This is a genomic window from Microbulbifer sp. YPW16 (genome assembly GCF_021290385.1).
In the GTDB taxonomy this organism is placed as follows: domain Bacteria; phylum Pseudomonadota; class Gammaproteobacteria; order Pseudomonadales; family Cellvibrionaceae; genus Microbulbifer; species Microbulbifer zhoushanensis.
Genome location: NZ_CP089928.1, coordinates 1,041,656 through 1,067,546 on the forward strand (window position 1 = coordinate 1,041,656; position 25,891 = coordinate 1,067,546).

Below are 25,891 nucleotides of genomic sequence, written 5' to 3' on the forward strand. Positions count from 1 at the left end.
CCGGAATGACATGGCTTTCTATCGGGCGGGCTCACCGGGTGCTGGTGACTGGGGACGGTGTCGGAATGGATAAGGGGGAGATACAGGGGGGATGACGCCAATAAAAAAGCCCCGCAAATGCGGGGCTCTTCTTGGGGTTTGGCCGGAAAGGCTGGCTTACATCATGCCGCCCATACCACCCATGCCACCCATGCCGCCCATGTCCGGGGCAGCCGGCTTCTCTTCCGGGATCTCGGCGATCATGGCCTCGGTGGTGATCATCAGGCCGGCGATAGAGGCAGCCGCCTGCAGTGCAGAGCGGGTTACCTTGGCCGGGTCCAGGATACCCATGTCCAGCATGTCACCGTACTCGCCGGTAGCAGCGTTGTAACCGTAGTTACCTTCACCCTGCTTGATCTTGTCGACGACTACAGAAGACTCGTCACCAGCGTTTTCGACGATCTGGCGCAGCGGCATTTCCATGGCGCGCAGCGCGGCGGCGATGCCGTGGTTCTGGTCTTCGTTGTCACCGGTCACGGAGATGGCCTGAACGGCGCGCACCAGGGCAGTACCACCGCCGGGTACCACACCCTCTTCCACTGCTGCGCGGGTAGCGTGCAGGGCGTCTTCAACGCGTGCCTTCTTCTCTTTCATCTCCACTTCGGTGGCAGCACCGACGCGGATTACCGCAACACCGCCAGCCAGCTTGGCTACGCGCTCCTGCAGCTTCTCCTTGTCGTAGTCGGAGGAAGACTCTTCGATCTGGGCGCGGATCTGCTTGACGCGCGCTTCGATGTCAGCGTTGGAGCCGGCACCGTCAACGATCACGGTGTTTTCCTTGGACAGGGTCACGCGCTTGGCGGTACCCAGGTGCTCCAGGGTAGTGGCTTCCAGTTCCAGGCCAACTTCTTCGGAAATCACGGTACCACCGGTGAGGATGGCGATGTCCTGCAGCATGGCCTTGCGGCGGTCACCGAAGCCCGGTGCCTTGACGGCGGCAACTTTCACGATACCGCGCATGCTGTTCACAACCAGGGTGGCCAGCGCTTCGCCTTCCACGTCCTCGGCAACGATCAGCAGCGGCTTGGAAGCCTTGGCTACCTGCTCCAGCAGCGGCAGCAGGTCGCGGATGTTGGAGATCTTCTTGTCTACCAGCAGGATGAACGGGTCGTCCAGCTCGGCGGTCATGTTCTCCTGGTTGGTGATGAAGTACGGGGACAGGTAGCCGCGGTCGAACTGCATGCCTTCAACCACGTCCAGCTCGTTCTCCAGGCCGGAACCTTCCTCGACGGTGATTACACCCTCTTTACCTACCTTCTCCATGGCCTCGGCGATGATGGTGCCGACGCTGGCGTCGCTGTTGGCAGAGATGGTGCCTACCTGGGCGATGGACTTGCTGTCTTCGCACGGGGTTGCCAGGCCGGCGATGTGGTCAACGGCGGCGATTACTGCCTTGTCGATACCGCGCTTCAGGTCCATCGGGTTGAAACCGGCGGCCACGGACTTGAGGCCCTCGGTTACGATGGCCTGGGCCAGTACGGTGGCAGTGGTGGTGCCGTCACCGGCGGTGTCGGAGGCCTTGGAAGCCACTTCCTTCACCATCTGGGCGCCCATGTTCTCGAACTTGTCTTTCAGCTCGATTTCCTTGGCTACGGATACACCGTCTTTGGTTACGGTCGGGGCGCCGAAGGACTTGTCCAGCACCACGTTGCGGCCTTTCGGGCCCAGGGTGGTTTTAACGGCGTCTGCCAGGATGTTTACACCGGCCAGCATCTTCTGGCGGGCGTCGTCACCGAATTTAACGTCTTTTGCTGCCATGATTCTTTTTCCTCAAATTCTTTGTGTGCGTATCGAGTGCGCTGGGCTTAGCCTTCCAGCACGCCGTAGATGTCGCCCTCGCTCATGATGATCAGCTCTTCGCCGTCCACCTTGAGGGTGTTGCTGTCGGCATAGCGGCCGAATACCACAACGTCGCCTACTTTCACAGACAGTGCGCGCACGTCACCGTTGTCCAGCAGCTTGCCTTCGCCCACGGCGACCACTTCGCCCTGGTTCGGCTTTTCTTTGGCAGCGCCCGGCAGCACGATGCCACCGGCAGTCTTTTCTTCTTCTTCCTTACGGCGTACTACGACGCGGTCGTGTAAAGGACGAATTTTCATGGATAGGCTCTCCATTGAGTCGTTTTTAGGGTTTCCAGACCGGGGACCCTTGGTCCGCTCGACCTCCGGCCCCGGGTGCCCGCTCCTGTCGCCAGGATCGGGACAAATTCTCAGGGTGCTCCCTATCTATGGGCGGCAAGGGAGATTTCAACAGTCTGGGGTAAAAAAATTGCCGACAAGTGTCGGCAGGGAAACTCGCGAGGGCCGGCCTCGGTAGCGGGAGACCGGACTGCTCATTTTTTATTCAAGGCGATCGCGATCACGAGTCCCGGGCTTCTCGCGAGATCCGTTTCCCGCGTCATCCCGGGAATAGTCCCCCTCGATGATGTCGTCATCCCCCGGCCGTCGGTAGGGTCCTGCGCCCGGGCCCCGGGGCCCGTAGGAGCGCACCACGATCACCCGGTTGAGGAAGCGGCCCAGTAACAGCTGGCGCAGGCCCGGCACCAGGCAGGCAAAGCCCAGCGCATCGGTGAAGAAGCCGGGAGTCAGCAGCAGGGCGCCCCCCACCGCCAGGAAGATCCCCTCGGCCATTTCCCGGGCGGGCAGTTCGCCGGCCTGCATCTTCTGCTGGGCGCGCATGACGGTGGAAAGGCCCTGGCGGCGCAGCATGGCCAGTCCCACCACCGCGGTGAGCAGCACCAGGCCGATGGTCGGCAGTGCGCCGATCTGCTGGCCTACGGTGATCAACAGCCACATCTCGATGATTGGGACGACAATAAACAGCAATAACAGCGGGCGCATAGGGCTCCTCCGGGCAGTTCGCTTGAGGGATTCGGCGAAACTGCTATTTTCGATAGAGTCAGGGTATCGCATACCCAACCGTTTAAATGCGGCCTGTCGCGTGATTTCTCAAGGCCTGCGGGTCCCGGGGGACCGATAATCGAATAACAACAGCAAGGAGGCACTGATGGGGAGCAACCAACAGGATATTGTGGAGGCGCCGGTGCTGGCACGCAGACGTCACCTACTGGATGAGGCCCTGGCAGGGGCCGGGGTGCGCATCAACGGCGACCGCCCCTGGGACCTGCAGCTGCATCGGGAGGAGGCGCTGGACGAGATCCTCGCCCGCGGCAGCCTGGGGCTGGGGGAGACCTATATGCTGGGGGACTGGGACGTCCAGGCACTGGACCAGTTCTTCTGCCGGATCCTGCGCGCCGACCTCACCCGCCTGGTGCGCCCCTGGCGCAACGCCCTGCGGCTGCTGCGCAGCTACGTGGTCAACCTGCAGAGCCGCCATCGCGCGTTCGAGGTGGGCGAACGGCACTACGACCTGGGCAACGACTTCTACCAGGCGATGCTGGATCCGCGCATGGTCTACAGCTGTGGTTACTGGCGTGCCGGTGCGGAGACCCTGGAACAGGCCCAGGAGGCCAAGCTGGACCTGATCTGCCGCAAACTGGGGCTGGAACCGGGCATGCGCCTGCTGGATATCGGTTGTGGCTGGGGCAGCCTGGTCAGCTACGCCGCCCAGCATTACGGTGTGGAGTGTGTGGGGGTCACTGTGTCGCGGGAGCAGCAGGCCTGGATCCACCAGCAATACCCCGACCTGCCCATCAGCGTTCACCTGCAGGATTACCGCAGCCTGGACCTGAAGTTCGACCGCATCGCCAGTGTGGGGATGTTCGAGCACGTGGGCCACCGCAACCACCGCACCTTCATGAAGGTGGCAAAACGCTGCCTGAAGCCGGACGGCCTGCTGCTGTTGCACACCATCGGCAAGAACCAGCGGCACTCCGCCACCGACCCCTGGATCGAGCGCTATATCTTCCCCAACGGCGAGCTGCCTTCGGCGGGCCAGATCGGCGATGCGGCAGACCGGCTGCTGGTGACCGAGGACCTGCACAACTTCGGCAGTGACTACGACCACACCCTGATGGCCTGGCACACCAACTTCGAGCAGCACTGGGACCAGTTTGCCGATCGCTACGGCCAGCGTTTCTACCGTATGTGGCGCTACTACCTGCTGTCCTGCGCCGGCGCCTTCCGCGCGCGGCATATCCAGCTGTGGCAGTGGATGTTCTCTGACAGGGTGGAAGGGGGCGTCGACAGGGTCTCCTGAGGGCCTCGCGGGCAACGAAAAGGGCGGATACAAGATCCGCCCCTACGGGTCCTGCCGCACCCTGCTCTACTGTAGGGGCGATCCTTGTGATCGCCCGGCCTGACGGGCAACGAGAAAGGGCGGACACAAGGTCCGCCCCTACGGGTGTCGTCGCTCCCCGGTTTCAGGGATCGTGCCTGTGGCAGTTACAGGCGTGCACCGCCGTCGATTTCCAGTACACGCCCGGTGATGTAGTCGTTCTCGAGGATGAAGGCCACAGTGGAGGCGATCTCCTCCTGCTCGCCGAGGCGGCGCAGGGGCACCTGCTTGACCAGGCCCTCGAGAATTTCGGGGCGCATCTGCGCAACCATATCGGTATTGATAAAGCCCGGCGCAATACCGGCCACCCGGATGCCGTGGCGGGCCAGCTCGCGGCCCCAGGAAACCGTCATGGTGGCCACGCCCGCCTTGCTGGCGGAGTAGTTGGTCTGGCCCATGTTGCCCGCGCGGGACAGGCTGGAGATATTCACGATAACACCGCCCTGCCCGCTCTCGGCCATGATGCCGGCGGCGGCGCGGCCACACAGGAACACACCGGTCAGGTTCACGTCGATCACCGACTGCCACTGGGACAGGGACATGCGGTCGGTCACCTTGCCGTCTTTCACCTTCAGCAGCATGCCGTCGCGCATGATACCGGCGTTGTTTACCAGCACGTGCAGCCCGCCGAAGTCATCGCGGATACGGGCAAAGCCCTGGTCCACCTCGGCTTCATCGGCCACGTTGATCACATAGGTGCGCACATCGGCACCAAGCTCACGGCAGGCCTCGGCACTCGCCTGCAGGGCGTCCTCGTTCACATCCACCAGCGCCAGCCGGGCATTCTGTTTTGCCAGGTGTTCTGCCATGGCACGGCCCAGGCCCTGGCCGCCACCGGTAATAACCACAACGCTGTTTGCGATCTGCATGGGTAATCCTCGTCTACTGTCTCGTTATTCTTGGTTGATTATTATTTGCCGCCCTACCACTGGTAGCCGACACCGATGGTCAGTTTGGTGTCTTCCTTTTCGCTTTCCAGTGAAGGTGTATTGTCGTACAACCAGTGCTGGGCGATCTCCATCATCAGGTTTTCCATCAGGGGCGTGCGCAGGCCAAGCTTGACGTTGGTCTGGTAGTCCTCGCTGCTGTTCACTGACTGCAGGATTTCCTGGTCGTAATAGATCTCCGGCCCCAGGGCGAACTTGTAGCGATAGTTGATCGCCGCCCGTGCCGCTGCGTAGCGGTCGTCCTGGGATTCACTCAGGTCGGTATTGATAAAGTTTTCCTGCAGGCTGCTCACACCGCCCTGGACGGAGAGCGCCGCTTTTTCGGTATCAAAGAACAGGTAACCCAGGCCCAGACCGACGGTGGTACCCAGGTCCAGGTTGCGGGCCTCTTCCTTCTCTGCGGCCGTGTTGGCGGCGGCGAACCATTTCTCGGAAAAAATCCAGCGCAGGTCGTAGCCCAACTGGTACTTTTCCAGTGAGTCCACCTCCTGGTTGCTCTGGCTCTGGTAGAGCGCATTCAGCAGGTGATGAAAGTCACCGTGGCGCAGGTCCAGGTTGATGTTGACGTCCAGGTCCTCGCGCTCGCGGTTGCCGTGCTCAAATACACCGCCGGCGCTGACGTTGCCATGCAGGGTGTAGGGCTTGCCGATGTAATTGATGTAAGGTTCAGCGCGGTTGATCGCGGGAAAATCCATGACCCAGCCGCTGCCGCTGTCACAGTAAAGCTCCCACTGTTCGCGGCGGTGGCCGGCAAGGGCACAGGGTTCATCGCGCCCGGCGATCTTCAGGTCCTGGTCAGTGTCGAGAGACAGCACCTTGGCTTTCTCAATCCGGATTTCACCGAAGTTCTCGGACTGCCAGACCACGTGGTCCTGTTCCACTACGACCAGCTGGCCGTGGATCCTGTCACCATTATCCAGTGTCAGCACGCCGGCCAGGGCTGTTGATGCGACCAGAGGTGCCAGGAACAGCAAAAATATGGGCAAGCGTTTTATTACTACAAGCACAAATAGACCTTGTTGTTAGATAGGTTGGTTTCGGGAGAATTTTTTAGTGGGGAACAAAGCGCAAAATCATGACTATGATGCCATATCGAGGATCTGCCGTGTACTGGCGGAGATTCCCCGGGGGCGGGTCATTACTTATGGGGACCTGGCAGAGATGGCCGGGTTCCCCCGCGCGGCGCGGTTTGCCGGCCAGGCCCTGCGCCGGCTGCCCCAGGGCAGCAAGCTGCCCTGGCACCGGGTCATCAATGCCCAGGGCCGGATCTCGCTGCCCGAACCCGCTGCGCAGCGCCAGCAGGAGCGGCTGGAGCGGGAGGGGGTAGTATTGATTGGTGGGCGGGTAGACCTGGGCAAATACCGCTGGAGTCCGTGAGCCGCGGCCCAGGGGACACCAGGGGTCTTTATCCCGCGCCGGTAGAGGGCTCGACCGACTGCAGGCGGGAGTCACGCCACCAGATATAAGTGGCCAGCAGGACGGCCGGTATGCCCAGGATTGCCGCGTAAACAAAGAACTCGGCATATCCCTGGGTGTCCACGACGATCCCGGAGAAGGCACTGATAAACTTGCCCGGCAGGGTCATTAGTGAACTGAACAGCGCATACTGGGTGGCGGTGTACTCCTGGTTCACCAGGCTTGAGAGGTAGGCAATAAAGACAGTGTTGGATATCCCGGCGCTGACGTTATCCGCACTGATCACCAGCGCCAGCCACGCTTTCTCCGGGCCGATCAGGGCCAGGTTGGCGAACAGCAGGTTAGTTGCAGCCACCAGTATCGCACCCAGGATCAGCGGCCGCAGGATGCCGTAGTGCACCACCAGCAAGCCCCCCAGGTAGGCCCCCAGGATGGAGAAGAAGAAGCCGTATACCTTCACGATCTGGGCGATATCCGTCTTCGAGAACCCCAGGTCCAGGTAAAAGGGGTTGGCCATCACCCCCATGGCCAGGTCACTGACACGGTAGATGCCGATAAACAGCAGCAGCACCAGCGCAAAGCGGCCGTTGCGCTGGAAGAACTCCAGGAAGGGACATACCACCGCGCGGACAAACCACTCCTTGATCGGCCCGTGCGTGCCACTGCCCATGATCCGGTCGACCCAGGTGTGCTCGAACGGCTCGGCCAGGTTCTCCGCGCGGGTATGGTCCGGCTCGGCGATCAACAGGGTGGTGATGATGCCCACACCCATCAGGCCCGCCATGCTGATGTAGGAAGAAGACCAGTCCCAGATATCCGCCAGGAATAGCGCTCCGCCACCAGCCACAAGCAACGCCACCCGGTAACCGAATACATAATTGGCCGCCATGGCCCCCTGCAGCTCTTCCCGCACAGACTCGATCCGGTAGGCGTCGATCACCACATCCTGGGAAGCGGCGCAGAAGGCGATGACCACCGACACCACGGCAATCTTTACCAGGGCCAGCTGCGGATTGATCTGGGACAGCGCCAGTAAGCCCAGCGCGACCCCCAGTTGCGACACCACCATCCAGCTGCGGCGCTTGCCCATCCAGCGGGTAAGGAACGGCAGGCGGAGGTGGTCGATAACCGGTGCCCAGGCAAACTTGATCGAGTAAGTGAGGCCCACCAGGGCAAAGAAACCGATGGTGGTCTTGCTGACACCGTAATCGGTCAGCCAGGCAGAGAGGGTGGAAAATACCAGCAGGAACGGCAGCCCGGCAGAAAAGCCGAGGAAAAACATCGCCAGCACACGGGGTTTGAGGTAAACCCGCATTGCCTGTCCCCAAGAAAGCGTCTGTTCTGGCATGCCGCTGCGTTGTCCTTGTTATCCGTTAATTCCCGGTCGACTGTTTCCTGCAAACCAACTGATCCGGTGCCGGCACTAACCGTTAGCGCCCCCAGACCACTTCCAGCTCCGCCTCCGCCAGCTTGTTGGCGTTCACCTGGAAACCCACCTGCGCGGGCGTTGCATCCTGGTCGAGGGGCAACTGCTCCACCCCCAGCGCATAGATACGGAACTGGTAGCGGTGGTCGCCGTCGCCCTTGGGCGGACAGGCACCGCCGTAGCCCGGGCTGCCGTAATCATTGCGCACCTGGATTGCCTCCGGCACCAGCCCGTTCTTGGGGGTACCCGCCCCCTCCGCCAGGCTGGTGGTGCCAGCGGGGATATTGAACATCACCCAGTGCCACCAGCCACTGCCAGTGGGCGCATCCGGGTCATACACCATCAGGGCATAACTCCGGGTTCCCTCGGGCGCACCACTCCAGCTCAGCTGCGGAGAGAGGTTCTCCCCACCACAGCCATGGTACACATGCTCCATGGGCATGCGTTCACCGGGACCGAGGCTGTCCGAAGACAGTACCAGCTCGGCGGCGGATACTGATGCGGCAAACAACGCCAGGATGGCGGACGCCACCAGTTTAGCAGTCCGCACCGGCTGGATGCGGCGCTGCGATGAAACAGCTTGGCCAGGTTTCATGATTCTGTTGCCTCCTCTGCAAATAGGGACGCCGCGCGTTCCAGGTCCATATTGCCGCCACTCAGTACCAGCACCACATTTTTGTCCCTGAAGCGGGCAGGATGTTCCAGCACCGCTGCCAGTGGCACTGCCGCAGACGGCTCCACCAGTTGCTTGGTGCGTGTCCACAGCAGCTGCATGGCATCGACGATGCCCTGCTCGCTTACGGTAACTATATCCTTCACCGTTTCCCGGATCAGGGCAAAGTTGCGCTGCCCCAGAGTCGTGCGCAATCCATCGGCAATGGTATCCGCAGTCTGCGAAGTGACATGGGTGCCGCTGCGCAATGAGCGCTGGGCATCATCCGCCCCTGCGGGCTCGGCGCCCAGCACCAGCACTTCCGGTGCCATGGCTGCCATGGCCAGCCCGGTACCCGCCAGCAGGCCGCCACCGCCGACCGGCGTGAGGACGATATCCGGGTTGAAACCCCGGGCGCGACTCTGCTCAATTATTTCCAGTGCCACCGTGCCCTGCCCCGCGATGATGCGGCTGTCGTCGAAAGGCGGCACAACATGGGCGCCGGTACTTTCCACCACTTTGCGCAGCGCTGCCTCACGGTCCTGCAGGGTCGGGCCGCAGAGCACGATCTCGGCGCCGTAACCCGCAACCGCCGCGCGCTTGGCCAGCGGCGCCGTGTCCGGCATCACCACAGTACAGGCCAGGCCGCGCGCAGCCGCTGCCCAGGCCAGCGCGGCGCCGTGATTCCCGGAGGAATGGGTCGCCACCATACTGGTCCCCGCGGGCAAATGGCACAGGGCGTTACTGGCACCGCGGGCCTTGAAGGCACCGGTCTTCTGCAGGTGTTCACATTTGAAAAAGAGATGAGCGCCACAGATACGATCGATCTGCGCACTGGTGATCAGGGGTGTGCGGTGAATCCGCTCCGCAATCGCCTGGGCAGCGCTGAAAATGTCAGCGCTGCCCGGCAAGTCGAGATTTTCATCAGGCATAGCAGGTACGGGAAATCCAAGTCTCTGAATAGTTTACCGCACCCTGCCGCGGCCGGGCGCTCGGCGCAACCTTATCGAAACGTCAACGCAACCAGCGCAAGAGCTTGAACTTGCGGGCGGTGAACGGGGCATAGCGCAGGTCCAGGTCAAAGGCATAGCCGCGCTTCATTACCGCCTTGTAGTGGCTGAAAGTCCGGAAACCATGCTCGCCGTGATAGGCGCCCATGCCACTCTGGCCCACGCCGCCAAACGGCAGTTCGTGCACGGCCATAAACATCATGCAGTCATTCACACACGCGTTACCGGAACTACAACGCGCCAGGATGCGATCGGCAGTGGCACTGTCATCGGAGAACACATACAGGGCCAGCGGTTTCTCGCGCCGGTTGACGAAATCCTCCGCTTCACGGAAATCGTCCAGCTCGATCACCGGTAACACCGGGCCGAAAATTTCTTCCTGCATCACCTTGGCATCGATGCCGGTACCGCGCAGCAGTGTCGGCGCAACATAGCGGTCAGCGATATCGACCTGGCCGCCCCAGGCAACATTACCCTCCGCCACATACGCCGCCAGCCGCTCGGTATGGCGACGATTGACGATTCGCCCGTAGTCAGGGGACTGGCGCGGGTCTTCGCCAAACATGCTGCGTACTTCCGCCTCGATAGCCGGCACCAGTCGTTCCGCCGTGGCGCGGGTACAGAGCACATAGTCCGGGGCGATACAGGTCTGCCCGGCATTGGTGAACTTGCCCCAGGCAATACGCCGGGCGGTAACCGTGATGTCCGCGTCGTCGGCGACAATACAGGGGCTCTTGCCCCCCAGTTCCAGGGTGACGGGAGTCAGGTGGCGGGCGGCCGCCTGCATGACGATCTTGCCCACGCGCCCGCCGCCGGTATAGAGAATATGGTCCCAGCGCTGCTCCAGCAGGTCAGTGGTTTCCGGCACGCCCCCCTCAACACAGGCGAAGGCATCGCTGTCGAGGTAGCGTGACAGCAACCCTGCCACCAGCGCTGACGTGGCCGGCGCCATTTCGGAGGGCTTGATTACCGCGCAGTTTCCGGCGGCAATCGCGGGGACCAGCGGCGACAGCAACAGCTGCAGCGGATAATTCCAGGCCCCGATGATCAGCACCACTCCCAGTGGTTCGGGCTGCACATAACTGCGCCCCGGCTGTGCTACCAGTGGTGTCGATACCCGCCGCGGCTTCACCCAGTTTTTCAGGCGCTTGAGTGCATGGTCGATGTCCCCGCAGGTAGCGGAGACCTCGGTCATAAAGCCTTCCTGGGGAGCCTTGTTCAGGTCTTCCCGCAGTGCCTGCAGGAATCGGGATTCATTCTCCACCAGCATTTTGCGCAGCTGGCGCAGCTGCTGCCGGCGCCAGGACAGGCTGGATGTGGTGCCGCTGCTGAAATAGGTGCGCAGGCCCCCAACCAGCGCAGCGGAATTGGGGGATGGGCCCTGGCCGGATCCATCGTCAGAGCCCAGCCGGGGCTCAAGGGTTTCAGCTTCCATCTAGATTTGCTCGCCCTTCATCAGTGTTGTCATTGTTTTTCTATCGGTACAGAGCAGTTTGTCCACAGCCAACTGGTGTCCATTACGCTCGCCTTCAGGCGGCAATATCCGAGTCCGCCCGGGGGCAAGTCAAGGCACAAAAAGGAACAAAGTTCTAAACTAGGCACCAGTTCACCAAAACCTGTTCCAGCCTTGACAGGCCAAAATCAATAGCCGAACAGCACCGCCAGGGCCAGCACTGTCACCCATAGTAGCAGTGAGCGCGACAGCAGCGACTGCAGGCCCTCGAGCTGGGCTCCACAGAATCTCTGGGCCTCTGCCACTTCCCCGCCAACGCTGCACTGGCTGGCATCGATACCGCCGAGCGCACCTTCCAGATAGGCTTCGAGCACCTCCGCGGTATCACGCTCGCGGCAGGTCAGGCACTGTCGCCAGGCCTGGTAGCAACCGGCGAAGTTGCCCACGATGGCAAAACTGAACCCCATTACCCTGACCGGCAGCCACTCCAGCAGCCACAGCCAGCGTGACGCGGTGGCCTCGTCAGCGGTACCCCGCGTCTCGTCGGCGTAGAGCGCACTCAACCGGAACAGTAACGCCCCGGGAATCCCCAGCAGCAGGAACCAGAACAGCACGGCAAACAGTCGCTCGAACGCCAGGTAGGCGGAGCCACGGAAAACCTGTTCATGCAACTGCTGCGGGCCACCTGGCTCCTCGTGCAGGTCACGGATCAGGGGGGCCGCAGCCGCCCGGGCCTGCTCCAGGTCGCCGCGGTACCAGGCCCGCAGGTAATCGGACAGCATTTCGTTGAAGTTGCCCCGGCCGAGGCAGTAGAGAAGAAGGATTACGCCGAGTGCCAGCGTACCCAGCCAGCCCATGGCGACTTCTGCCAGCACCATCAGCACCGCCGCCAACAGAACCGCCGGATATACCGTCGCTGCGAGGCGCAGGCCCGCGTTCTGTTGCATGGCCTTGCGGCCGGCAATGTTTTGCCGCCAGCGCGCGAACCAGCCGTCATGGTGAACCGGCTTCCCGGAGCCCCAGAGTTGCACCAGGGCCAGGGTCAGTAAAACGATGATCAGTGCCATACGTTATTCTCAATATAAGCTCTCCCAGAGTCAGAGAATAACGCCATGGGCGAGCAGAAAAAACCTCCCCGGCCCGCCAGTGCCCAATCCGGGGGAGATCAGCCGGCTGTCTGGCGCAGCGTCTCCACCTCGGCCAGGTATCGCCGCCAGTCAAACCCCGGGCCCGGGTCGAGCTTGCGACCGGGAGCTATGTCGGAGTGGCCGGTGATGGTTTCCGGGGTAATTCCCGGGTAGGCACGCATGATCGCCACGGTGGCACGCGCAAGGGAGTGGTACTGGGCGTCGGTATAGGTATCCGTATCCAGGCCTTCCAGCTCGATACCAATGGAAAAGTCATTGCACCCTTCCCGGCCACAGAAACTGGATTGTCCTGCATGCCACGCACGCCGGTCGAATGGTACGTACTGGGTTACTTCGCCGGTACGGTTGATCAGCAGGTGCGCCGAGACTTTCAGCTCGCCGATCTCTTCAAAGTAGGGGTGGGCCGAGGTATCCAGGTGACCCTGGAAGAAGTCGTCGATCCAGGAGCCACCGTACTGCCCCGGGGGGAGGCTGATGCAGTGGATTACCAGCAGGTCTATGTCGCCCCCGGCGGGGCGCTCGTTACAGTGGGGGCTGGGTACCCGGCGGGCGCCGCTAAGCCAGCCGGATTCTACCTGTTGGTCCACGCCCTGCCCTCCTTCAAACACTGGCACTCCAATCGCGGTTGCAGGACATTCTAGGGAAGCCCCGGGAGCATTGCCACAAGGCTTGCCCGCGGGGCAGCGGATCCCTTTTAACTCACCGGCTCCGCGGCAGGCTCATCCACCTCGACCGCAATCTTTGTCTCGCCAATATTGCCCATCACATAACGCAGGGCCCGCTCGAACAACGGCCCATCCTCAAGGGGCTTGAGGTTACCGCTGCGCAGCGCATGGGCCAGCTCCAGGCGCGAGTACACCGCCACCTTCACGCCGCTGCGGTTTACAAACATAAACTGGTCCAGGTCGCGGATGATCGCCGCCAGGCGGCAGCGGGTTGGGTGGCTGTCCCCAGGCTGCAGCATGAACCAGCTGCCCTTCAGGTGGTAGGTCTGGCGCCAGTGCTCATCGGTGTTGGCGATGGCAGGCAGCTCCTGTTGCGGGGGAACCACCGCCTCGCGCGACAGGCGATCCAGCTCTTCCGGGGCCGGCAGGTCCGTCTCGCTGTCCTCCAGCTCAACATTGTCCGCACTGGCAGCGGCTTCAGCCCCAGGGTGCGAGTCCGGCTCACGGTCGGGCAAGGGAGCCTCTTCCGCCCCCGGCTGCACCGCCGGGATTTTCATTACGCTGTCGGCCTCGCGCAGCAGCTCTTGCACCAGGCGTTCGCGGGTACGACGCTCCCGCTCGGACTCGACCCGGTCGGCCAGGCTCTGGCGCTCTCGGTAGAATGTATCCAGCCCACCCAGGAGACGCTCGAGCTCGGTCCGGTTAATGGACAGGGATTCCGCCCCGTCCTTCAACCTCTGCCGTAGCCCGGGCAGCAATTGCTGCATCTTGAAACTGCTTTCCGGCATCGGGGCGACGGCGCTCCAGACCAGGTCGCGGGCCGTCAGAACACTGCGGCGCCAGCTCTCGCTGTCAGTCCCCTCTTTCAGGCAGGCGCGGAACAACACATTATTCCAAACCCGGTTGAGCCAGATATGGACAATCCTGGGCAGCTGGCGCTCAGCGGTCAGCGCGTCGAATACTGCGGCGACACGCGCCTTGGCCGCCTCGATGCGGGCCTTGCCCTGCACTTCGTCGAGCGTGCGCTTTTCCATGATCCGCGCGCGCACGCGCTCGCGGGAAACAAAGGTATCGAAATCCTGGAGCAATTCCTGGAATACGCCCTCGTCATTCTCGAACTCCTGCAGGACCCGCTCGACAATCTGGCAGACCTCGCGATAGAAGCGGTCCTCGCGGTAATTATCCCGCGCCTGCCAGCCGATCGCCGCATCGGCCAGTGCGTTGAACAGCCGGCGCGCCGGGTGCCCGCCCTTGCTGAAAAAAGTCTTGTCGGCCACAGCCAGCTTGAGCAGGGGCAGCTGCAGGCGGATCAGCTGGACCTTGATCGGCTCCGCGAGGTTGCGGTCTTCCAGCATGAAGGAGAACAGCATGTCCACCATGCGGATGACTTCAGTGTCCAGTTCCTCCAGCGAGGCTTTCTGCTGCGCCTGCACCAGCCGCTGTTCCAGCAGCGTATTGACGTTGAGCACTGTGCCGAGGGAAGAGGCTTCCATCGGTACAGTTACCTGCAGCTCACCGAGATGCTGCAACAGGTCCGGGGTGGCCAGCGAGGCTACACCGGGGGCGGCAGGGACCAGGCCGTAGCCGCCAGCCCCCTGGGCTCCGGGAGCATGGCCGCCACCGACAGGGGCAGCACCAGTCCCATGCGCTCCGGATGCATGGCCGCCGGCGGCGGGGACACCCCCTGGAGAATTGGATTGGTAACCCGGGAAGCCCGGTGATTGCGCCCCGGCGACATCCCCCTGCCCATCGGGAACCGGGCCTGCTGAAGGCTGGGCCGGTGTGCTCCGGCTGCCCGGCGGCGCCACCGGAGTCCGCGAGCCGCGGGACTGCGCGCGCCGCATCAACAAGGGGTCTTTCAGGTCCGGCAGCACACCTTTCTCGACCAGTACCTGGTTACATTTCCCGTAAAGCTCACCCAGTCGCACGGCAAGCAGCTTCTCGAACTTTTTCAGGACGATCAGGCGCGCCCGCAGGTGGATATCCAGGGGCTTCAGGGTCTTGCGCAGGGCGCGACAGATGGCCACAGGGGCCAGCGGCATATTGCCGTCGTAGACTTTCACCGGCAGCAGGGTATCCAGCCGCAGCGACATTTCCGCAATGGGACTGGCGAAATCCCGCCGCGCCGCTGCGATAATGCCCTTGAGGGCCACCTGCTGCTCCAGGTCTTCATCTTCCACCAGCGCCAGCCCGGGCTCAGCCGGCTCTTCCGCCTCCTCCAGCGTACTGTCATCGGCCCCGGCCTCGGGGATCTCGGCGAAGCCCTGCCCCACCAGGTTGACAAAGCGGTCGATCAGGCGATGCCGTTCGAGCCTCAGGCTACGCAGGGCCTGGAAAATACCATCCTGCTCATCCTGGCGGTTCACCTTTTCCGCCGTTTCGAACAGGCTGTCGTCAACCGCCGCGAAAACTTCTTTCATACGCGCGAATAACCAGCTTACGGCGGTGTCCCGTACAGCGCTCACCTCACGGGGAAGCGTGACCGGGCGGGTATTGCTGGGGCCTGGGCGGCCGCGGGAAAAGCTGACTACGCGGGGAAATTCATCAGTGCTCATATAAGCCTCAAATCGTCGTCCTGACTCAGGCAAATTCCGTTTTATCGGCGATTCGGGGGAATGCCGGCTTGTCTACATTTTGTTCATTCTGGTTATTTCGCACCGGTGAAATTCGCTTGGCCGTAGGTTATCGCATGACGTTTGTGCGAAAATTGCACGGTCAAAACCTGACGAACCTCACACTTTTTATGGCTATTGGTGCGCTTTTGAAATATCCGCCACTGGCGTCTTGTTGGCAAGGTCCCGGGGCACACTTTTACGCCAAGTTAGTCGATTTTTTTCTAGGTATAGAATTAAAGTCAGTTTTGACAATCAACTGAAACGCCAACTTAGTACGTTAGTACCGATTAGACAGGGGGAATCAGGGGGTAAAAGGGTATCGGTCCGCCGCCGCCCGGGCGGGCCAGGCTACCGGAGCTGACTGCGGGATTGGGTACAGGGAGTCACCCCGCTACCGGGGAGGTAGCAGCCCCCGCGGATGCCTGGCCTGGCCAATGGGCCTTCAACATCAACCCTGGTCGTCACGCTTGCGCCGGGTACTGCCAATCACTGACTGCAGCGCGCGCTCAAATAACATACCGTCGTCCATGGGCATCAACTGGCTGCGTCGCAGTGCATAGGCCAGCTCCAGGCGCGTGAACTCGGCGACTTTGGCACCGTTGCGGTTGACGAAAATAAACTGGTCGATATCGCGGATCACTGCGGCCAACCGACAGCGAAACTGTTCACTTTCACCGCGCTGCAATTCAAACCAGCTGCCCTGGGACAGGCGGAAGGTCTGCTTCCAGTGGGCGTCGTCTTCGGGCAGCGGGGCCATCTCTTCGCCGACCTGCTCCGCTACCGGATCGACAGCCGCGGCAGCCTGCTCGAGTTCCTCGACCTGGGGCAGGACATCACCACCACTTTCCTCCCGGGAATCCCTGACTTCGCTGCCCGCACTGCCCGGGGACTCGCCGGGCCCGGCCGTATCCTCCCGCTGCTCTACCGCTGCCCGCGCAACATCAAACTTCTGTCGGTAGACCTCCTTCAGGTCCGCGAACAGTCGCCGCGCCTCAAACGGGTTGAGGGACACCGCCTGCACGCTGTCGCGCAGGCGGACCTGCAGTGAGGGCAGTAATGCCTGTAACTGCCGGGCATACGCAGGCATCGGCACCTGCACACTCCACACCAGGTCGCGGACGGCGCGCACTTCGTTACTCCAGGCCTCGCTGTCAGGTCCCGAATTTACGCAGGTGAGAAACAATGCGCGGCGCCATACCTTATCCAGCCACTCCCCCACCACCGGTGGTAGTTCGCGGTCGGCGGTGAGGGCTTCCATCACCGCCTCCACCCGCGCCCTGGCGGCCTCTGCCCGGGCACGGCCGCCAGCCTCGTCAACGATACGTTTTTCCAGCACCTGCGCTCGCTTGCGCTGGTTGCGGACAAAACTGCGGAACTGGTCCAGCAATGTCTCGAACAGGCCAATATCCCGATCGAACTCGGCGATCACCCGCTCCACCACAGAACGCATCTCCCGGTACAGCGGGTCTTGCCCCACGTCGGAGGATGGATGCCAACCGGTGGCGGCATCGGCAAGTTCATTCAGCAGCTTGCGTGCCGGGTGCCCGGCTTTACTGAAGAACGTACGGTCGGCAATGGCGACTTTGAGCAACGGTAACTGCAGGCGTCCCAGCAGGGATTTTACCGGCGCAGCCAGATTGCGATCCTCGACAATAAACGAGAACAGCATCTCCATCAGCTTGATAACGTCGGTGTCAGCCTTGGCCAGCGAGGCGGCCTGGTCGGCGTCCTGTAATCGTTGCTGTAGCAATGCCGCCACGTCCAGCGGCTTGAGCTCTGCCCCGGCCTGGCCCGGCACCTGTTCCTGCAGGACGCCCAAATGAGTAAGCAGGTCGGGCACCGGCATTGGCGCGAGACCAGTGCCGGCAGGTACCAGTCCCGGCTGCAGCCCCATGGCGCTGGCGGAGACCATCCCCCCGCCGGCTGCCATATTGCCAGCCCCGGAAGCAGGCCCACCGGTACGGGGTTGTGGCGTCGGCGCCGACTCTTTCTTTACCCTTCGTTGCTGCTGCAGGTCCGGCAGTACGCCCTGCTCCACCAGCAGGCTATTACAGCTCTCGTACAGGGGGCCAAGCCGCTGCATCACTTCCAGTTCGAATTTCTTGAGCAGGGTAAGGCGGGCACGGATATGGATATCCAGTGGCCAGATGGCAGCGACAAAGGCATCACACAGGGCTGCCGGGCCGATGGGCAGGTTCTTCTCGTAAACCTTGTCCCGGTACAGCGTATCGAGGCGCAGGCACAGCTCGGAAATCAGTGAGGAGTAATCGCGGCCGGCGTTGTTCACCATGGTGTCGACAGCGACCAGCTGTTCCAGCTCGTCGTTCTGCACCAGGGACAGCCCGCTGCGGGAATCGGGTTCGCGTTCCGGCGTAGTGACACTCTTGAGGCTGAAAGTATCGGCAAGGTTCTCGCCGAAGCGCCGGGTGATGCTGCGCCGCTCCACCCGTAACAGCCGCAACGCCTGGAACAGGCCATCCTGCTCGGCCTGGCCATGCGCCCTCTCGGCCATTGCGAACAGCGAGTCATCCACGCGCCCGAACAGGCTCTTGAGCTGCTCAAGGAGCAATTCCCGCGCACGTTCATGCAGCGAATCGAGGATCGTCTCGGGGGGCCTGGATTTAGAGTCGCCCGGGCGCGGCTCTCCCGCCGCAGCGCGATTCCGGGCCAGCTCGAGAGAGAGCACCTTGTCCGGTTTTTCCATTGGCACGTCGCTTAACATCCCTGGCTCCCTCGCGGCCTCACGCCGGGGCGTGCGGGCCGGGGACCGGGCCAATCGTCAGTTTTCGGATTCCGGGTTTGTCTCGGGCGATGGCTGCCATAGGCCCAAACCACCGCGCGATGATTTAGCGGCCATTCTAGCGCGCGGCTTTGGGAATAAAACGGTCATTGACCTGCATTTGCGACCCCAGTCACAGTTGACGCCGATTAATTGTCGTACCCGGTAAGGCAGTGACAGGCGCCCCACGGCGACCGATTTTGTTAAACTTGCGCCGTCAAGATTGAGGTTCCGCCTATGCACCCGAAAGATACCGCCATCCCCAACCTCCTGGAGGATTTACAGCAGCTGGTTGCCTTTGCCCTGCGCGAGGACATCGGCGATGGGGATATAACGGCACAACTGATTCCGGCCGACCGGGACGCCCGTGCAAGGGTCATCACCCGCGAGGACTGCATCCTGGCGGGCCGCGCCTGGGTAGAGGAAGTTTTCCGCCAGATCGACCCGGCACTGGACCTGGACTGGCACTTCAATGACGGCGACCGCGTGCCGGCGGAGGCGGTGATCTTCGAATTGCAGGGCAATGCACGTTCTATCCTGACTGGTGAGCGGGCCGCACTGAATTTTCTCCAGACCCTTTCGGGCACCGCGACCACGGCAGCAACCTACGCGAAGCTTGCCGGAAATTCGGGAATCCGGATCCTCGATACCCGCAAGACTATTCCCGGCCTGCGCAGCGCGCAGAAATACGCAGTCCTGTGTGGCGGCTGCCACAATCACCGTATCGGGCTCTACGATGCCTTCCTGATCAAGGAGAACCATATCGCCGCTGCGGGCGGCATAGACCGCGCGGTGAGCCAGGCGCGAGTCATCAAGCCCGGTGCCCTGGTTGAAGTCGAAGTGGAAAACCTGGAGGAGCTGGAACAGGCGCTCGACAGTGGCGCCGACGTGGTGATGCTGGACGAGTTCTCGGATGCGGATACCCGCGCAGCCATCGAGCTTGCCCGTGGCCGGGCGAAGATAGAAATCTCCGGCAGTGTGGACAGCGAGCGCCTGGAAAAGCTCGCCGGGCTGGAGGTCGATTTTATTTCCTCGGGCAGCCTCACCAAGCACCTGAAGGCCGTCGACCTGTCCCTGCGCATCGATATGTAAAGACGATGCACACCGGGGCCGGCCTCGCAGGGCCGGCCCTTACTGCGATACGCTATTTCATCCGGTCGCGGGCGTGGTCGACTGACTTCTTCAATTCATCCCAGGCCTTCTCGACACCCCCTTTCACCTCGTCCCAGGCCGAACCACTCTTGCTTTTCATGTCATCCAGCTTGTGGCGAAGGTCGTCGCGTTTTTTGCGCACATCATCCAGCTGTTCGCGGTACTTGATTTTGGCATCCGCTTCCGCCTTGTCGGCCTTGGCCTCCAGCTCATCAATTTTCGCGTTCCACTCTTTCAGCTGTGCGGCGACCTTTTCCTCGAAAGCGCTTTTATCGTCTTCCTTGCTCATGGCAAACCCCATTAATCCCTGTTGACCAGCACAGTGTAAGACGGCTGCGGAGCGCTGACGCCCCCGGGGATGAGAATGGCGCCGGAAATTGGCGCTGTCGAGCGCGCGGGAATACCGCCGGCACGGGGTATCTTTCCTACCATTTACCCATACCCGGTCAACTCATGATCAATGTAACTGCGGCCGTTCCCGGACGGAAGCAACCCACCTAATCCATCGGAGACTACAAAGTGAGCCAGTGTGAAACCTGCGGCAACGAGTACGACAAAGCCATGAAGATCACGATCGGCAATGAGGATCACACCTTCGACAGCTTCGAGTGCGCCATTCAGGCCCTGGCGCCCCGCTGTGCCCAGTGCAGCTGTCGTATTCTCGGCCATGGTATGGAGGCAGGAGGGGATTTCTTCTGTTGCGCCCACTGCGCCGCACGCGCGGGGCACGACGAAATTGTCGACCGGGCCTGAGAATCAGCTGGCGGGCACAGTACAGTCAGCGCGGCCGGGTGCTATTGAGACGACTCAGTGATGATGGTGGTGTCCGCCACCATCCTCCTTGGAAGGGGCCGGGGATTCCATATTGGCGTGGGCGCCGTGCCCTCCGTGGGGCAGGCCACCCCAGATGGTCCAGACGCCAAACAGCAGGATCAGGCCGGCAAACACCAGGCGCACCGACGGCCGCTGCACCAGCCCCCGCACCCGTGCCGCCGCCGCACCACTCGCCACCACCGCCGGCACTGTACCCAGCCCGAAGGCAAACATTGCCAATGCCGCGCGCAGGGCACTGCCCTGGGCCAGGGCAAATGTGAGCGCGCTGTAGACCAGCCCGCAGGGCAACCAGCCCCACAGGGATCCCAGGGCCATTGCCTGGGGCGTGGAGCGCACCGGCAGCAGGCGTGCGGACAGCGGCTGGACATGGCGCCAAAGGCGCGCACCACCCTTTTCCAGCCACACAAGCCCGCGCCACCAGCCGGCCACGTACAGCGCCATGGCAATCAGCATTATCCCCGCGAACACCCGCAGCGGTCCCAGTGCAGGCAGCACCACTGCGCCCAGTGCCCCTGCCAGCGCCCCCATCAGCGCATAACTGGCCAGGCGACCTGCCGAGTAGCCCAGCAGCCGGCTCCAGGCTGGCTGGCCACCGGGTACGGCCATCCCCAGCGCACCGGAAATACCGCCACACATGCCAATGCAGTGGCTGCTACCCAGGAAACCGATTGCCAGGGCCGCCGCCAGGAACCCCCATTCTCCCGTCAACGTCCGGACTCCTTATCGCTTTCCGGCTGCCTGTCGGGCTCTGCGGGCACCCGGTTCGGGTCGAGCGGGTCGTCGTCATCAAACAGGATGCGTCGCCCCTCGGTCTCCAGGTCGTCGTACTGGCCATTGTTGACCGCCCAGAAATACAGTTTTACCGCGACAGTCACGAATACGATGGCGATGGGAATCAGGTAGTACAGGCTGTCCATTGGTTTACCTCGCGCTGTCCATCACAGCTTCAGGCCCAACCCGGGCGCCCACCGCCGGGGGTTGCCACCCGGACAGGCGCAGCGCGTTGAGCACCACAATCAGCGAGCTGGCCGACATGCCCAGGGCCGCCACCCAGGGCGGCACCAGGCCACAGACGGCCAGCGGCAATGCCAGGGCATTGTAACCCAGCGCCCATGCCAGGTTCTGGCGCACAATGCGCCGGCATTGGAGTGCCAGCTCCAGTGCCTGTGGCAGCACCTGCAGGTCGCCCCGCAGCAGGATGGCATCGGCACGGGACTGGGCCAGGTCGGCGGCGGACATCAGCGCCACCGAGGCATCCGCGCCGGAGAGTACTGGCACATCATTGAGTCCGTCCCCAACCATGAGTACGCGCTCGCCGGCGCGTTGCAATTCATGCACCCGCTCCAGCTTGTCCTCGGGGGCAGCACCCGCACGGTGCTCATCGATACCTGCCGCACCGGCCACGCGGGCCACCTCTGCCGACTGGTCGCCACTCAGTAACTCCACATCCAGGCCCCGGCTTCCCAGTGCCGCTACAGCCGGCGCAGCCGAGGCGCGCAGGCGATCGCCGATGGCGATCCAGGCGATGGCGCCAGTGTTATCCCCAAGCAACAACCACTGGCCCTCTCTCCCCGGCGGTTCCTCACCCCGTCCGGCAAAATCGGCGCGCCCCAGGCGCAGCCGCTGGCCGCCCACAATGCCCTCCAGGCCGCGCCCGGTGTGAACCTGTACACCAGAGGCCACAGCGTTGCCCCGCCAGGCACGAAATGCCCGGGCCAGCGGGTGATTACTGTGGGATTCCAGTGCCGCCGCCACATCCCGCACCCGCTGCGCATCCCAGTCGTCGCGCCGGCATTGGATATCCAGCACGCGGGGCTCCCCGCGGGTCAGGGTACCGGTCTTGTCGAAGACCACCCGGCTGATGCGCGGCAGCGTCTCCAGCAGCCCGCCGCCCGCTACCAGCAGTCCCAGCTGCTGCAACCGCAGAGTCGCCGCGGCCAGCGCCGCCGGCGTGGCCAGGGACAGCGCACAGGGACAGGTCACCACCAGTACCGACAGGGCAATCCAGAATGCCCGCTCCGGTTCCACCTGCCACCAGAACAGGAAGGCGCCGCCGGCTGCCAGCAACACTGCTGCCACGAACCAGCCCGCAACCCGGTCTGCCAACGCCACCTGGTGCGGCTTTTCCAGCTGGGCCCGCTCCACCAGTCGCTCGATCGCCGACAGGCGCGTCGACTCCCCGGCGGCAGTGACCCGCACCACCAGTGAGGAGTCGCCATTCACACTGCCGGCGTATACGCGACTGCCGGCCTGTTTCGCCTGTAACGCGGACTCGCCGCTGAGCAGGGATTCATCCACGCCGCTGCAGCCCTCCAGCACCTCTCCGTCAGCCGGGATGGTATCGCCCGGGCGCAGCAGGATGCGGTCATCCGGGTGCAGCGCGGTAACTGGAACCTGGATCTCGGTATCACCATCGAGCCGGGTGGCGGTAATCGGCAGTAGCTGCGCCAGGCCACCGCTGGCGAGCCCGGCACGGTGGCGCGCACGCATCTCGATCGTGCGCCCCAGCAGCAGGAAGAAGGTAAACATCGAGATGGACTCGAAGTACACCTCTCCCGTATTGAATACGGTGGCATAAAGGCTGGAGACGTAGGCGAGGCCGATAGCCAGGGACACCGGTACGTCCATGCTCAGGTGGCGGTTGCGCAGGCTGCGCCAGGCGCCACGGAAAAAAGGTTGTGCGGCAAACAGGACCACCGGGGTCGCCACCAGCAGTGACACCCAGCGGAAATACCGTTCCATCTCCGCCTCGATCCCGGAGCTGCCACCGAAATAGAGGGCGATGGCGAACATCATTACCTGCATGGTGCCCAGCCCCGCAACGCCCAGGCGCCGCAGGGCGGTGCGGCGTTCACGCAGGAGTAACTGCTCACTGCCGGCAGCGGTGGCCGGTGCCGGCCGGTAGCCGATATCCGCCAGTGCCGCAAAAAGCGATGAGGGAGTCACCTGGCCAGGGTCGAAAACCAGCTGCGCGCGATGGGTACTGGCATTGACCGACACCTTCTCCACGCCGGGAATGGCACCCAGGTGCTGTTCGATCAACCACACGCAGGCCGCACAAGTGATTCCACCCACCAGCAGGCTGGCCACCCGGCGGCCGTCCTCCCAGTCGCGTACAAACTCACGCTGTACTTCGGGCAGGTCATAGGCGGACCAGCGATCTGCCGGGGGCGCGGTTTCGGGGCGCTCACTGCTGGCATCGCGGTAGCGATAGAAATTATCCAGTCCCCCGGCGGCGATGGCGCCGGCCACGGCCTCACAGCCGGGGCAGCACATGGGCTGTTCGCTGCCGTTGATCACCACCGAGTGACGGCTGCCGGCGGGCACCGGCAGGCCGCAATGGAAGCAGGATCGGGCGGTCATCAGCGGGCGGGAGTCAGGGGGGCGGCATCCCCGAGGTCAAAATTGATCTCCCCCTTCAGGCGCCACTCCGCCTGCAGGTGCTGGCCGGGATCGGTTTCGGGCATCAGGCGCAGGTACCAGCGGTGTTTCAGCGGCTCTGGCAGGCTGGCGCGGTAGCGCCCCGGCGAGACAGCCTCCAGTAGGATGTGGCGGTCCATATCCGCTTCCACCGGATGGCTCAGGGTAAGCAGCAACTGTTCCGGATACTCCAGGTCACCGTTCAGCTCCAGAGTCACCAGCTGATCGCCACTGGCAAATTTCACCAGGCCGGCCAGGCCCAGCGCTTGCGCGCGGCGATCCTGCTCCTCGCTGAAGTGATACATGCGGCTGTCTTTGTAGTAGGTATCGCTGACAGTGTCGTCAGCGAACCGCACCGCAATGGAAACGAAAACAGTGGAGGCAATCACCACCAGGATCAGGGGCGCCAGCACCATCCACGCCCACGGCTCGCGATACCAGGGACGGGGAGAGGATTTCGGGGAATGTTCAGTCACGTTCACGCTCATGTTGAATCAGGAAATACTGCCGGTCTTCCCGACCTGGGCCCGCAATATCAGGGTTTACTGCTTGGGGCCGATAAAGACAGTGCGGTGCCGGTCAACCAGTTCCGGCTTGTCCACCGCCTGCACGATAATCGAGATACTGTGCTTGGTTTCGGTGAGCTGCTCCTTGGGGACGCTCACGCGGATGGGCACCGAATAGATCTCGCCTTCCTGCAGGTAAATCTCCCGCGGCATCCGCAGGGAGTAATCGTACCCTTCCTCGCCCTCGACGCGAATGGTGAATTCGTGACCGGCGCGGTCCATGTTGTTGATTTTGACCGTATAGACATTCTGGATATCGCCGCGGTATTCACGGTACATCCGGGCACCGCGATCGCGCAGGACTTCCGCCTCGATCGGGCTGCGGGTCACCACCTGCTGGGTAAAGAGGCCGATCATGGCCAGCAGGACAAAGGCATAGCCGAACAGCCGCGGGCGGAAGTAATTGGTCTTGCCGGTCTCCAGCTCATCCTCGGAAGTGAAGCGGATCAGCCCCCTGGGATAGCCCATCTTGTCCATCACGCTGTTGCAGGCATCCACACACAGGCCGCAGTTGATGCACTCGTACTGCATGCCATCGCGGATATCGATATCCACCGGGCAGACCTGGACACACCAGTAGCAGTCAATGCAGTCGCCCATACCCTCGGCCTTGTAGTCGACGCCCTTCTTGCGCGGGCCACGGACCTCGCCGCGGTCGGCATCGTAGTACACCGCCAGGGTGTCCTTGTCGTACATCACCGACTGAAAACGGGCATAGGGGCACATGTATTTGCACACCTGCTCGCGCATAAAACCGGCATTGAAATAGGTAGCCAGGGTAAAGAAGGCGGTCCAGAACACGCCCTGTGGATGGGCACTGAAATTGGCCAGGTCCACAACCAGGTCGCGGATACCGTAGAAATACCCCACAAATGCCAGCGCCGTGGCAAACGAGATCAACAGCCAGATAAGGTGGGTCCCGCCCTTGCGCAGCACCTTCTCCACCCCCCAGGGAGCGGCATCCAGTTTCATCCGCTTGCTGCGGTCGCCCTGGCAGATCCGCTCGCCCCACATGAACATCATGGTCCAGACCGTCTGCGGGCAGGTGAAACCGCACCACACCCGGCCGAGCCAGGTGGTGACCGCAAACAATGCAAACGCGGCAATGATTAGCAGCCAGGCCAGCAGGAAGCCGTCCTGGGGACCGAATGTGCTCCAGAGAATATGGAACTTTCGCTCTGGCAGGTCAAAGTGGACCGCCTGGCGCCCCTCGATGTTCAGCCACGGGATAAAGAAGAACGCGGCCAGCAACGGCAGGCCGGTATATTTGCGCACGCGGGTAAAGAAACCGCGGATATGGCGGGTGTAAACTTTGTCTTCGGACTCGTAGAGCATGCGATAGCGGACTTCGCCATCACCTTCCTGCTCTTCCCTGGTCGGTATCAGATCGCTCACGGAACCTCACTTATACCCGGATGCCTGGGTGGACGGGCACTCTGGTCTGGTAACAAACGATGAGGCTTTTCTTTTTCGTCCCTGTGGCGCCCGAGTCCTGAATATGCCCCGCGCGGAGGCGGGGCTGGATTATGGTTA

Annotated in this window: 23 protein-coding genes; 4 read left to right on the plus strand and 19 right to left on the minus strand. The window is 62.6% G+C overall.

Going from position 1 to position 25,891, the window contains the following annotated elements; translation table 11 throughout:
• Positions 1-156 precede the first annotated feature (156 nt).
• The 3 genes from groL to LVE68_RS04590 form a co-directional block, all read right to left on the minus strand.
• Entirely contained in the window at positions 157-1,797 is a 1,641-nt protein-coding gene (groL, locus tag LVE68_RS04580) for a chaperonin GroEL (protein WP_233005853.1), read from the minus strand.
• A 47-nt stretch (positions 1,798-1,844) separates the two neighbouring features.
• Positions 1,845-2,138 (minus strand): co-chaperone GroES, encoded by a 294-nt coding sequence (locus tag LVE68_RS04585; protein WP_091508891.1) that lies wholly within the window; start codon positions 2,136-2,138, stop codon positions 1,845-1,847.
• 240 nt (positions 2,139-2,378) lie between these two features.
• Positions 2,379-2,879, minus strand: coding sequence for an FxsA family protein (locus LVE68_RS04590; RefSeq protein WP_233005854.1), 501 nt, complete (start codon positions 2,877-2,879; stop codon positions 2,379-2,381).
• Positions 2,880-3,045: 166 nt separating this feature from the next.
• On the opposite strand from LVE68_RS04590, the gene cfa reads away from it, so the two are divergent.
• Positions 3,046-4,197 carry a cyclopropane fatty acyl phospholipid synthase gene (gene cfa, locus LVE68_RS04595; protein ID WP_233005855.1) on the plus strand — a complete coding sequence of 384 codons (1,152 nt, stop codon included), beginning with the start codon at positions 3,046-3,048 and terminating at the stop codon, positions 4,195-4,197.
• Between the two features lie 185 nt (positions 4,198-4,382).
• On the opposite strand, the gene LVE68_RS04600 is transcribed toward cfa, so the two are convergent.
• Both LVE68_RS04600 and LVE68_RS04605 read right to left on the minus strand, forming a co-directional pair.
• Positions 4,383-5,144, minus strand: a complete 762-nt coding sequence (locus LVE68_RS04600; protein ID WP_233005856.1) for an SDR family oxidoreductase — start codon at positions 5,142-5,144, stop codon at positions 4,383-4,385.
• 53 nt (positions 5,145-5,197) lie between these two features.
• Positions 5,198-6,208: a DUF481 domain-containing protein gene (locus LVE68_RS04605; RefSeq protein WP_233005857.1), complete on the minus strand. Its 1,011-nt coding sequence runs from the start codon at positions 6,206-6,208 to the stop codon at positions 5,198-5,200.
• Between the two features lie 67 nt (positions 6,209-6,275).
• On the opposite strand from LVE68_RS04605, the gene LVE68_RS04610 reads away from it, so the two are divergent.
• Positions 6,276-6,599 (plus strand): MGMT family protein, encoded by a 324-nt coding sequence (locus tag LVE68_RS04610; RefSeq protein ID WP_233005858.1) that lies wholly within the window; start codon positions 6,276-6,278, stop codon positions 6,597-6,599.
• Positions 6,600-6,627: 28 nt separating this feature from the next.
• Here the strand turns inward: LVE68_RS04610 and LVE68_RS04615 are convergent, their stop codons facing one another.
• The 8 genes from LVE68_RS04615 to LVE68_RS04650 form a co-directional block, all read right to left on the minus strand.
• Positions 6,628-7,953, minus strand: a complete 1,326-nt coding sequence (locus LVE68_RS04615) for an AmpG family muropeptide MFS transporter (protein ID WP_233005859.1) — start codon at positions 7,951-7,953, stop codon at positions 6,628-6,630.
• A gap of 115 nt (positions 7,954-8,068) precedes the next feature.
• Positions 8,069-8,659, minus strand: coding sequence for a YbhB/YbcL family Raf kinase inhibitor-like protein (locus tag LVE68_RS04620; protein WP_233005860.1), 591 nt, complete (start codon positions 8,657-8,659; stop codon positions 8,069-8,071).
• Positions 8,656-9,648, minus strand: a complete 993-nt coding sequence (locus tag LVE68_RS04625; protein WP_233005861.1) for a threonine ammonia-lyase — start codon at positions 9,646-9,648, stop codon at positions 8,656-8,658. The genes LVE68_RS04620 and LVE68_RS04625 overlap by 4 nt, the downstream gene beginning before the upstream one ends.
• Positions 9,649-9,730: 82 nt before the next feature.
• Positions 9,731-11,161 carry an aldehyde dehydrogenase family protein gene (locus LVE68_RS04630; protein WP_233005862.1) on the minus strand — a complete coding sequence of 477 codons (1,431 nt, stop codon included), beginning with the start codon at positions 11,159-11,161 and terminating at the stop codon, positions 9,731-9,733.
• Positions 11,162-11,367: 206 nt separating this feature from the next.
• Positions 11,368-12,246 (minus strand): regulatory signaling modulator protein AmpE, encoded by an 879-nt coding sequence (ampE, locus tag LVE68_RS04635; protein WP_233005863.1) that lies wholly within the window; start codon positions 12,244-12,246, stop codon positions 11,368-11,370.
• A 98-nt stretch (positions 12,247-12,344) separates the two neighbouring features.
• The gene (gene ampD / locus LVE68_RS04640) at positions 12,345-12,914 is read right to left on the minus strand and encodes a 1,6-anhydro-N-acetylmuramyl-L-alanine amidase AmpD (protein ID WP_233005864.1); all 570 of its coding nucleotides are present in this window, start codon (positions 12,912-12,914) and stop codon (positions 12,345-12,347) included.
• A 107-nt stretch (positions 12,915-13,021) separates the two neighbouring features.
• Entirely contained in the window at positions 13,022-15,547 is a 2,526-nt protein-coding gene (locus LVE68_RS04645) for a DUF1631 domain-containing protein (RefSeq protein ID WP_255701153.1), read from the minus strand.
• A 508-nt stretch (positions 15,548-16,055) separates the two neighbouring features.
• Entirely contained in the window at positions 16,056-18,329 is a 2,274-nt protein-coding gene (locus LVE68_RS04650; protein WP_233005866.1) for a DUF1631 domain-containing protein, read from the minus strand.
• Positions 18,330-18,623: 294 nt separating this feature from the next.
• Between LVE68_RS04650 and nadC the strand changes: the two genes are divergently transcribed.
• The gene (gene nadC, locus LVE68_RS04655) at positions 18,624-19,478 is read left to right on the plus strand and encodes a carboxylating nicotinate-nucleotide diphosphorylase (protein ID WP_233005867.1); all 855 of its coding nucleotides are present in this window, start codon (positions 18,624-18,626) and stop codon (positions 19,476-19,478) included.
• A 52-nt stretch (positions 19,479-19,530) separates the two neighbouring features.
• Here the strand turns inward: nadC and LVE68_RS04660 are convergent, their stop codons facing one another.
• Positions 19,531-19,827: a hypothetical protein gene (locus LVE68_RS04660; protein ID WP_233005868.1), complete on the minus strand. Its 297-nt coding sequence runs from the start codon at positions 19,825-19,827 to the stop codon at positions 19,531-19,533.
• 230 nt (positions 19,828-20,057) lie between these two features.
• On the opposite strand from LVE68_RS04660, the gene LVE68_RS04665 reads away from it, so the two are divergent.
• Positions 20,058-20,291: a hypothetical protein gene (locus LVE68_RS04665; protein WP_233005869.1), complete on the plus strand. Its 234-nt coding sequence runs from the start codon at positions 20,058-20,060 to the stop codon at positions 20,289-20,291.
• A gap of 54 nt (positions 20,292-20,345) precedes the next feature.
• Here LVE68_RS04665 and LVE68_RS04670 read toward each other — a convergent pair whose 3' ends face one another.
• From LVE68_RS04670 to ccoG, 5 genes are all read right to left on the minus strand, one after another.
• Complete coding sequence (locus tag LVE68_RS04670) at positions 20,346-21,080, minus strand: sulfite exporter TauE/SafE family protein (protein ID WP_233005870.1); 735 nt, start codon at positions 21,078-21,080, stop codon at positions 20,346-20,348.
• Entirely contained in the window at positions 21,077-21,289 is a 213-nt protein-coding gene (ccoS, locus tag LVE68_RS04675; protein WP_233005871.1) for a cbb3-type cytochrome oxidase assembly protein CcoS, read from the minus strand. The genes LVE68_RS04670 and ccoS overlap by 4 nt, the downstream gene beginning before the upstream one ends.
• 4 nt (positions 21,290-21,293) lie before the next feature.
• A complete protein-coding gene (locus LVE68_RS04680) occupies positions 21,294-23,735 on the minus strand; it encodes a heavy metal translocating P-type ATPase (RefSeq protein WP_233005872.1) in 2,442 nt (813 codons plus the stop codon).
• Positions 23,735-24,268, minus strand: coding sequence for a FixH family protein (locus LVE68_RS04685; RefSeq protein WP_233005873.1), 534 nt, complete (start codon positions 24,266-24,268; stop codon positions 23,735-23,737). Before LVE68_RS04685 ends, LVE68_RS04680 begins: the two co-directional genes overlap by 1 nt.
• 66 nt (positions 24,269-24,334) lie before the next feature.
• Positions 24,335-25,753: a cytochrome c oxidase accessory protein CcoG gene (gene ccoG, locus LVE68_RS04690; protein WP_233005874.1), complete on the minus strand. Its 1,419-nt coding sequence runs from the start codon at positions 25,751-25,753 to the stop codon at positions 24,335-24,337.
• Positions 25,754-25,891: the final 138 nt, after the last annotated feature.

What these genes read in the sequence shown, in the direction of transcription:
- LVE68_RS04645 (WP_255701153.1), bottom strand. Translation starts at nt 15,547, where the DNA reads ATGAGCACTGATGAATTTCCCCGCGTAGTCAGCTTTTCCCGCGGCCGC.
- groL (WP_233005853.1), bottom strand. Translation starts at nt 1,797, where the DNA reads ATGGCAGCAAAAGACGTTAAATTCGGTGACGACGCCCGCCAGAAGATG.
- LVE68_RS04600 (WP_233005856.1), bottom strand. Translation starts at nt 5,144, where the DNA reads ATGCAGATCGCAAACAGCGTTGTGGTTATTACCGGTGGCGGCCAGGGC.
- LVE68_RS04625 (WP_233005861.1), bottom strand. Translation starts at nt 9,648, where the DNA reads ATGCCTGATGAAAATCTCGACTTGCCGGGCAGCGCTGACATTTTCAGC.
- LVE68_RS04630 (WP_233005862.1), bottom strand. Translation starts at nt 11,161, where the DNA reads ATGGAAGCTGAAACCCTTGAGCCCCGGCTGGGCTCTGACGATGGATCC.
- LVE68_RS04590 (WP_233005854.1), bottom strand. Translation starts at nt 2,879, where the DNA reads ATGCGCCCGCTGTTATTGCTGTTTATTGTCGTCCCAATCATCGAGATG.
- LVE68_RS04620 (WP_233005860.1), bottom strand. Translation starts at nt 8,659, where the DNA reads ATGAAACCTGGCCAAGCTGTTTCATCGCAGCGCCGCATCCAGCCGGTG.
- ccoS (WP_233005871.1), bottom strand. Translation starts at nt 21,289, where the DNA reads ATGGACAGCCTGTACTACCTGATTCCCATCGCCATCGTATTCGTGACT.
- LVE68_RS04615 (WP_233005859.1), bottom strand. Translation starts at nt 7,953, where the DNA reads ATGCGGGTTTACCTCAAACCCCGTGTGCTGGCGATGTTTTTCCTCGGC.
- LVE68_RS04660 (WP_233005868.1), bottom strand. Translation starts at nt 19,827, where the DNA reads ATGAGCAAGGAAGACGATAAAAGCGCTTTCGAGGAAAAGGTCGCCGCA.
- cfa (WP_233005855.1), top strand. Translation starts at nt 3,046, where the DNA reads ATGGGGAGCAACCAACAGGATATTGTGGAGGCGCCGGTGCTGGCACGC.
- LVE68_RS04680 (WP_233005872.1), bottom strand. Translation starts at nt 23,735, where the DNA reads ATGACCGCCCGATCCTGCTTCCATTGCGGCCTGCCGGTGCCCGCCGGC.
- nadC (WP_233005867.1), top strand. Translation starts at nt 18,624, where the DNA reads ATGCACCCGAAAGATACCGCCATCCCCAACCTCCTGGAGGATTTACAG.
- LVE68_RS04585 (WP_091508891.1), bottom strand. Translation starts at nt 2,138, where the DNA reads ATGAAAATTCGTCCTTTACACGACCGCGTCGTAGTACGCCGTAAGGAA.
- LVE68_RS04650 (WP_233005866.1), bottom strand. Translation starts at nt 18,329, where the DNA reads ATGTTAAGCGACGTGCCAATGGAAAAACCGGACAAGGTGCTCTCTCTC.
- ampE (WP_233005863.1), bottom strand. Translation starts at nt 12,246, where the DNA reads ATGGCACTGATCATCGTTTTACTGACCCTGGCCCTGGTGCAACTCTGG.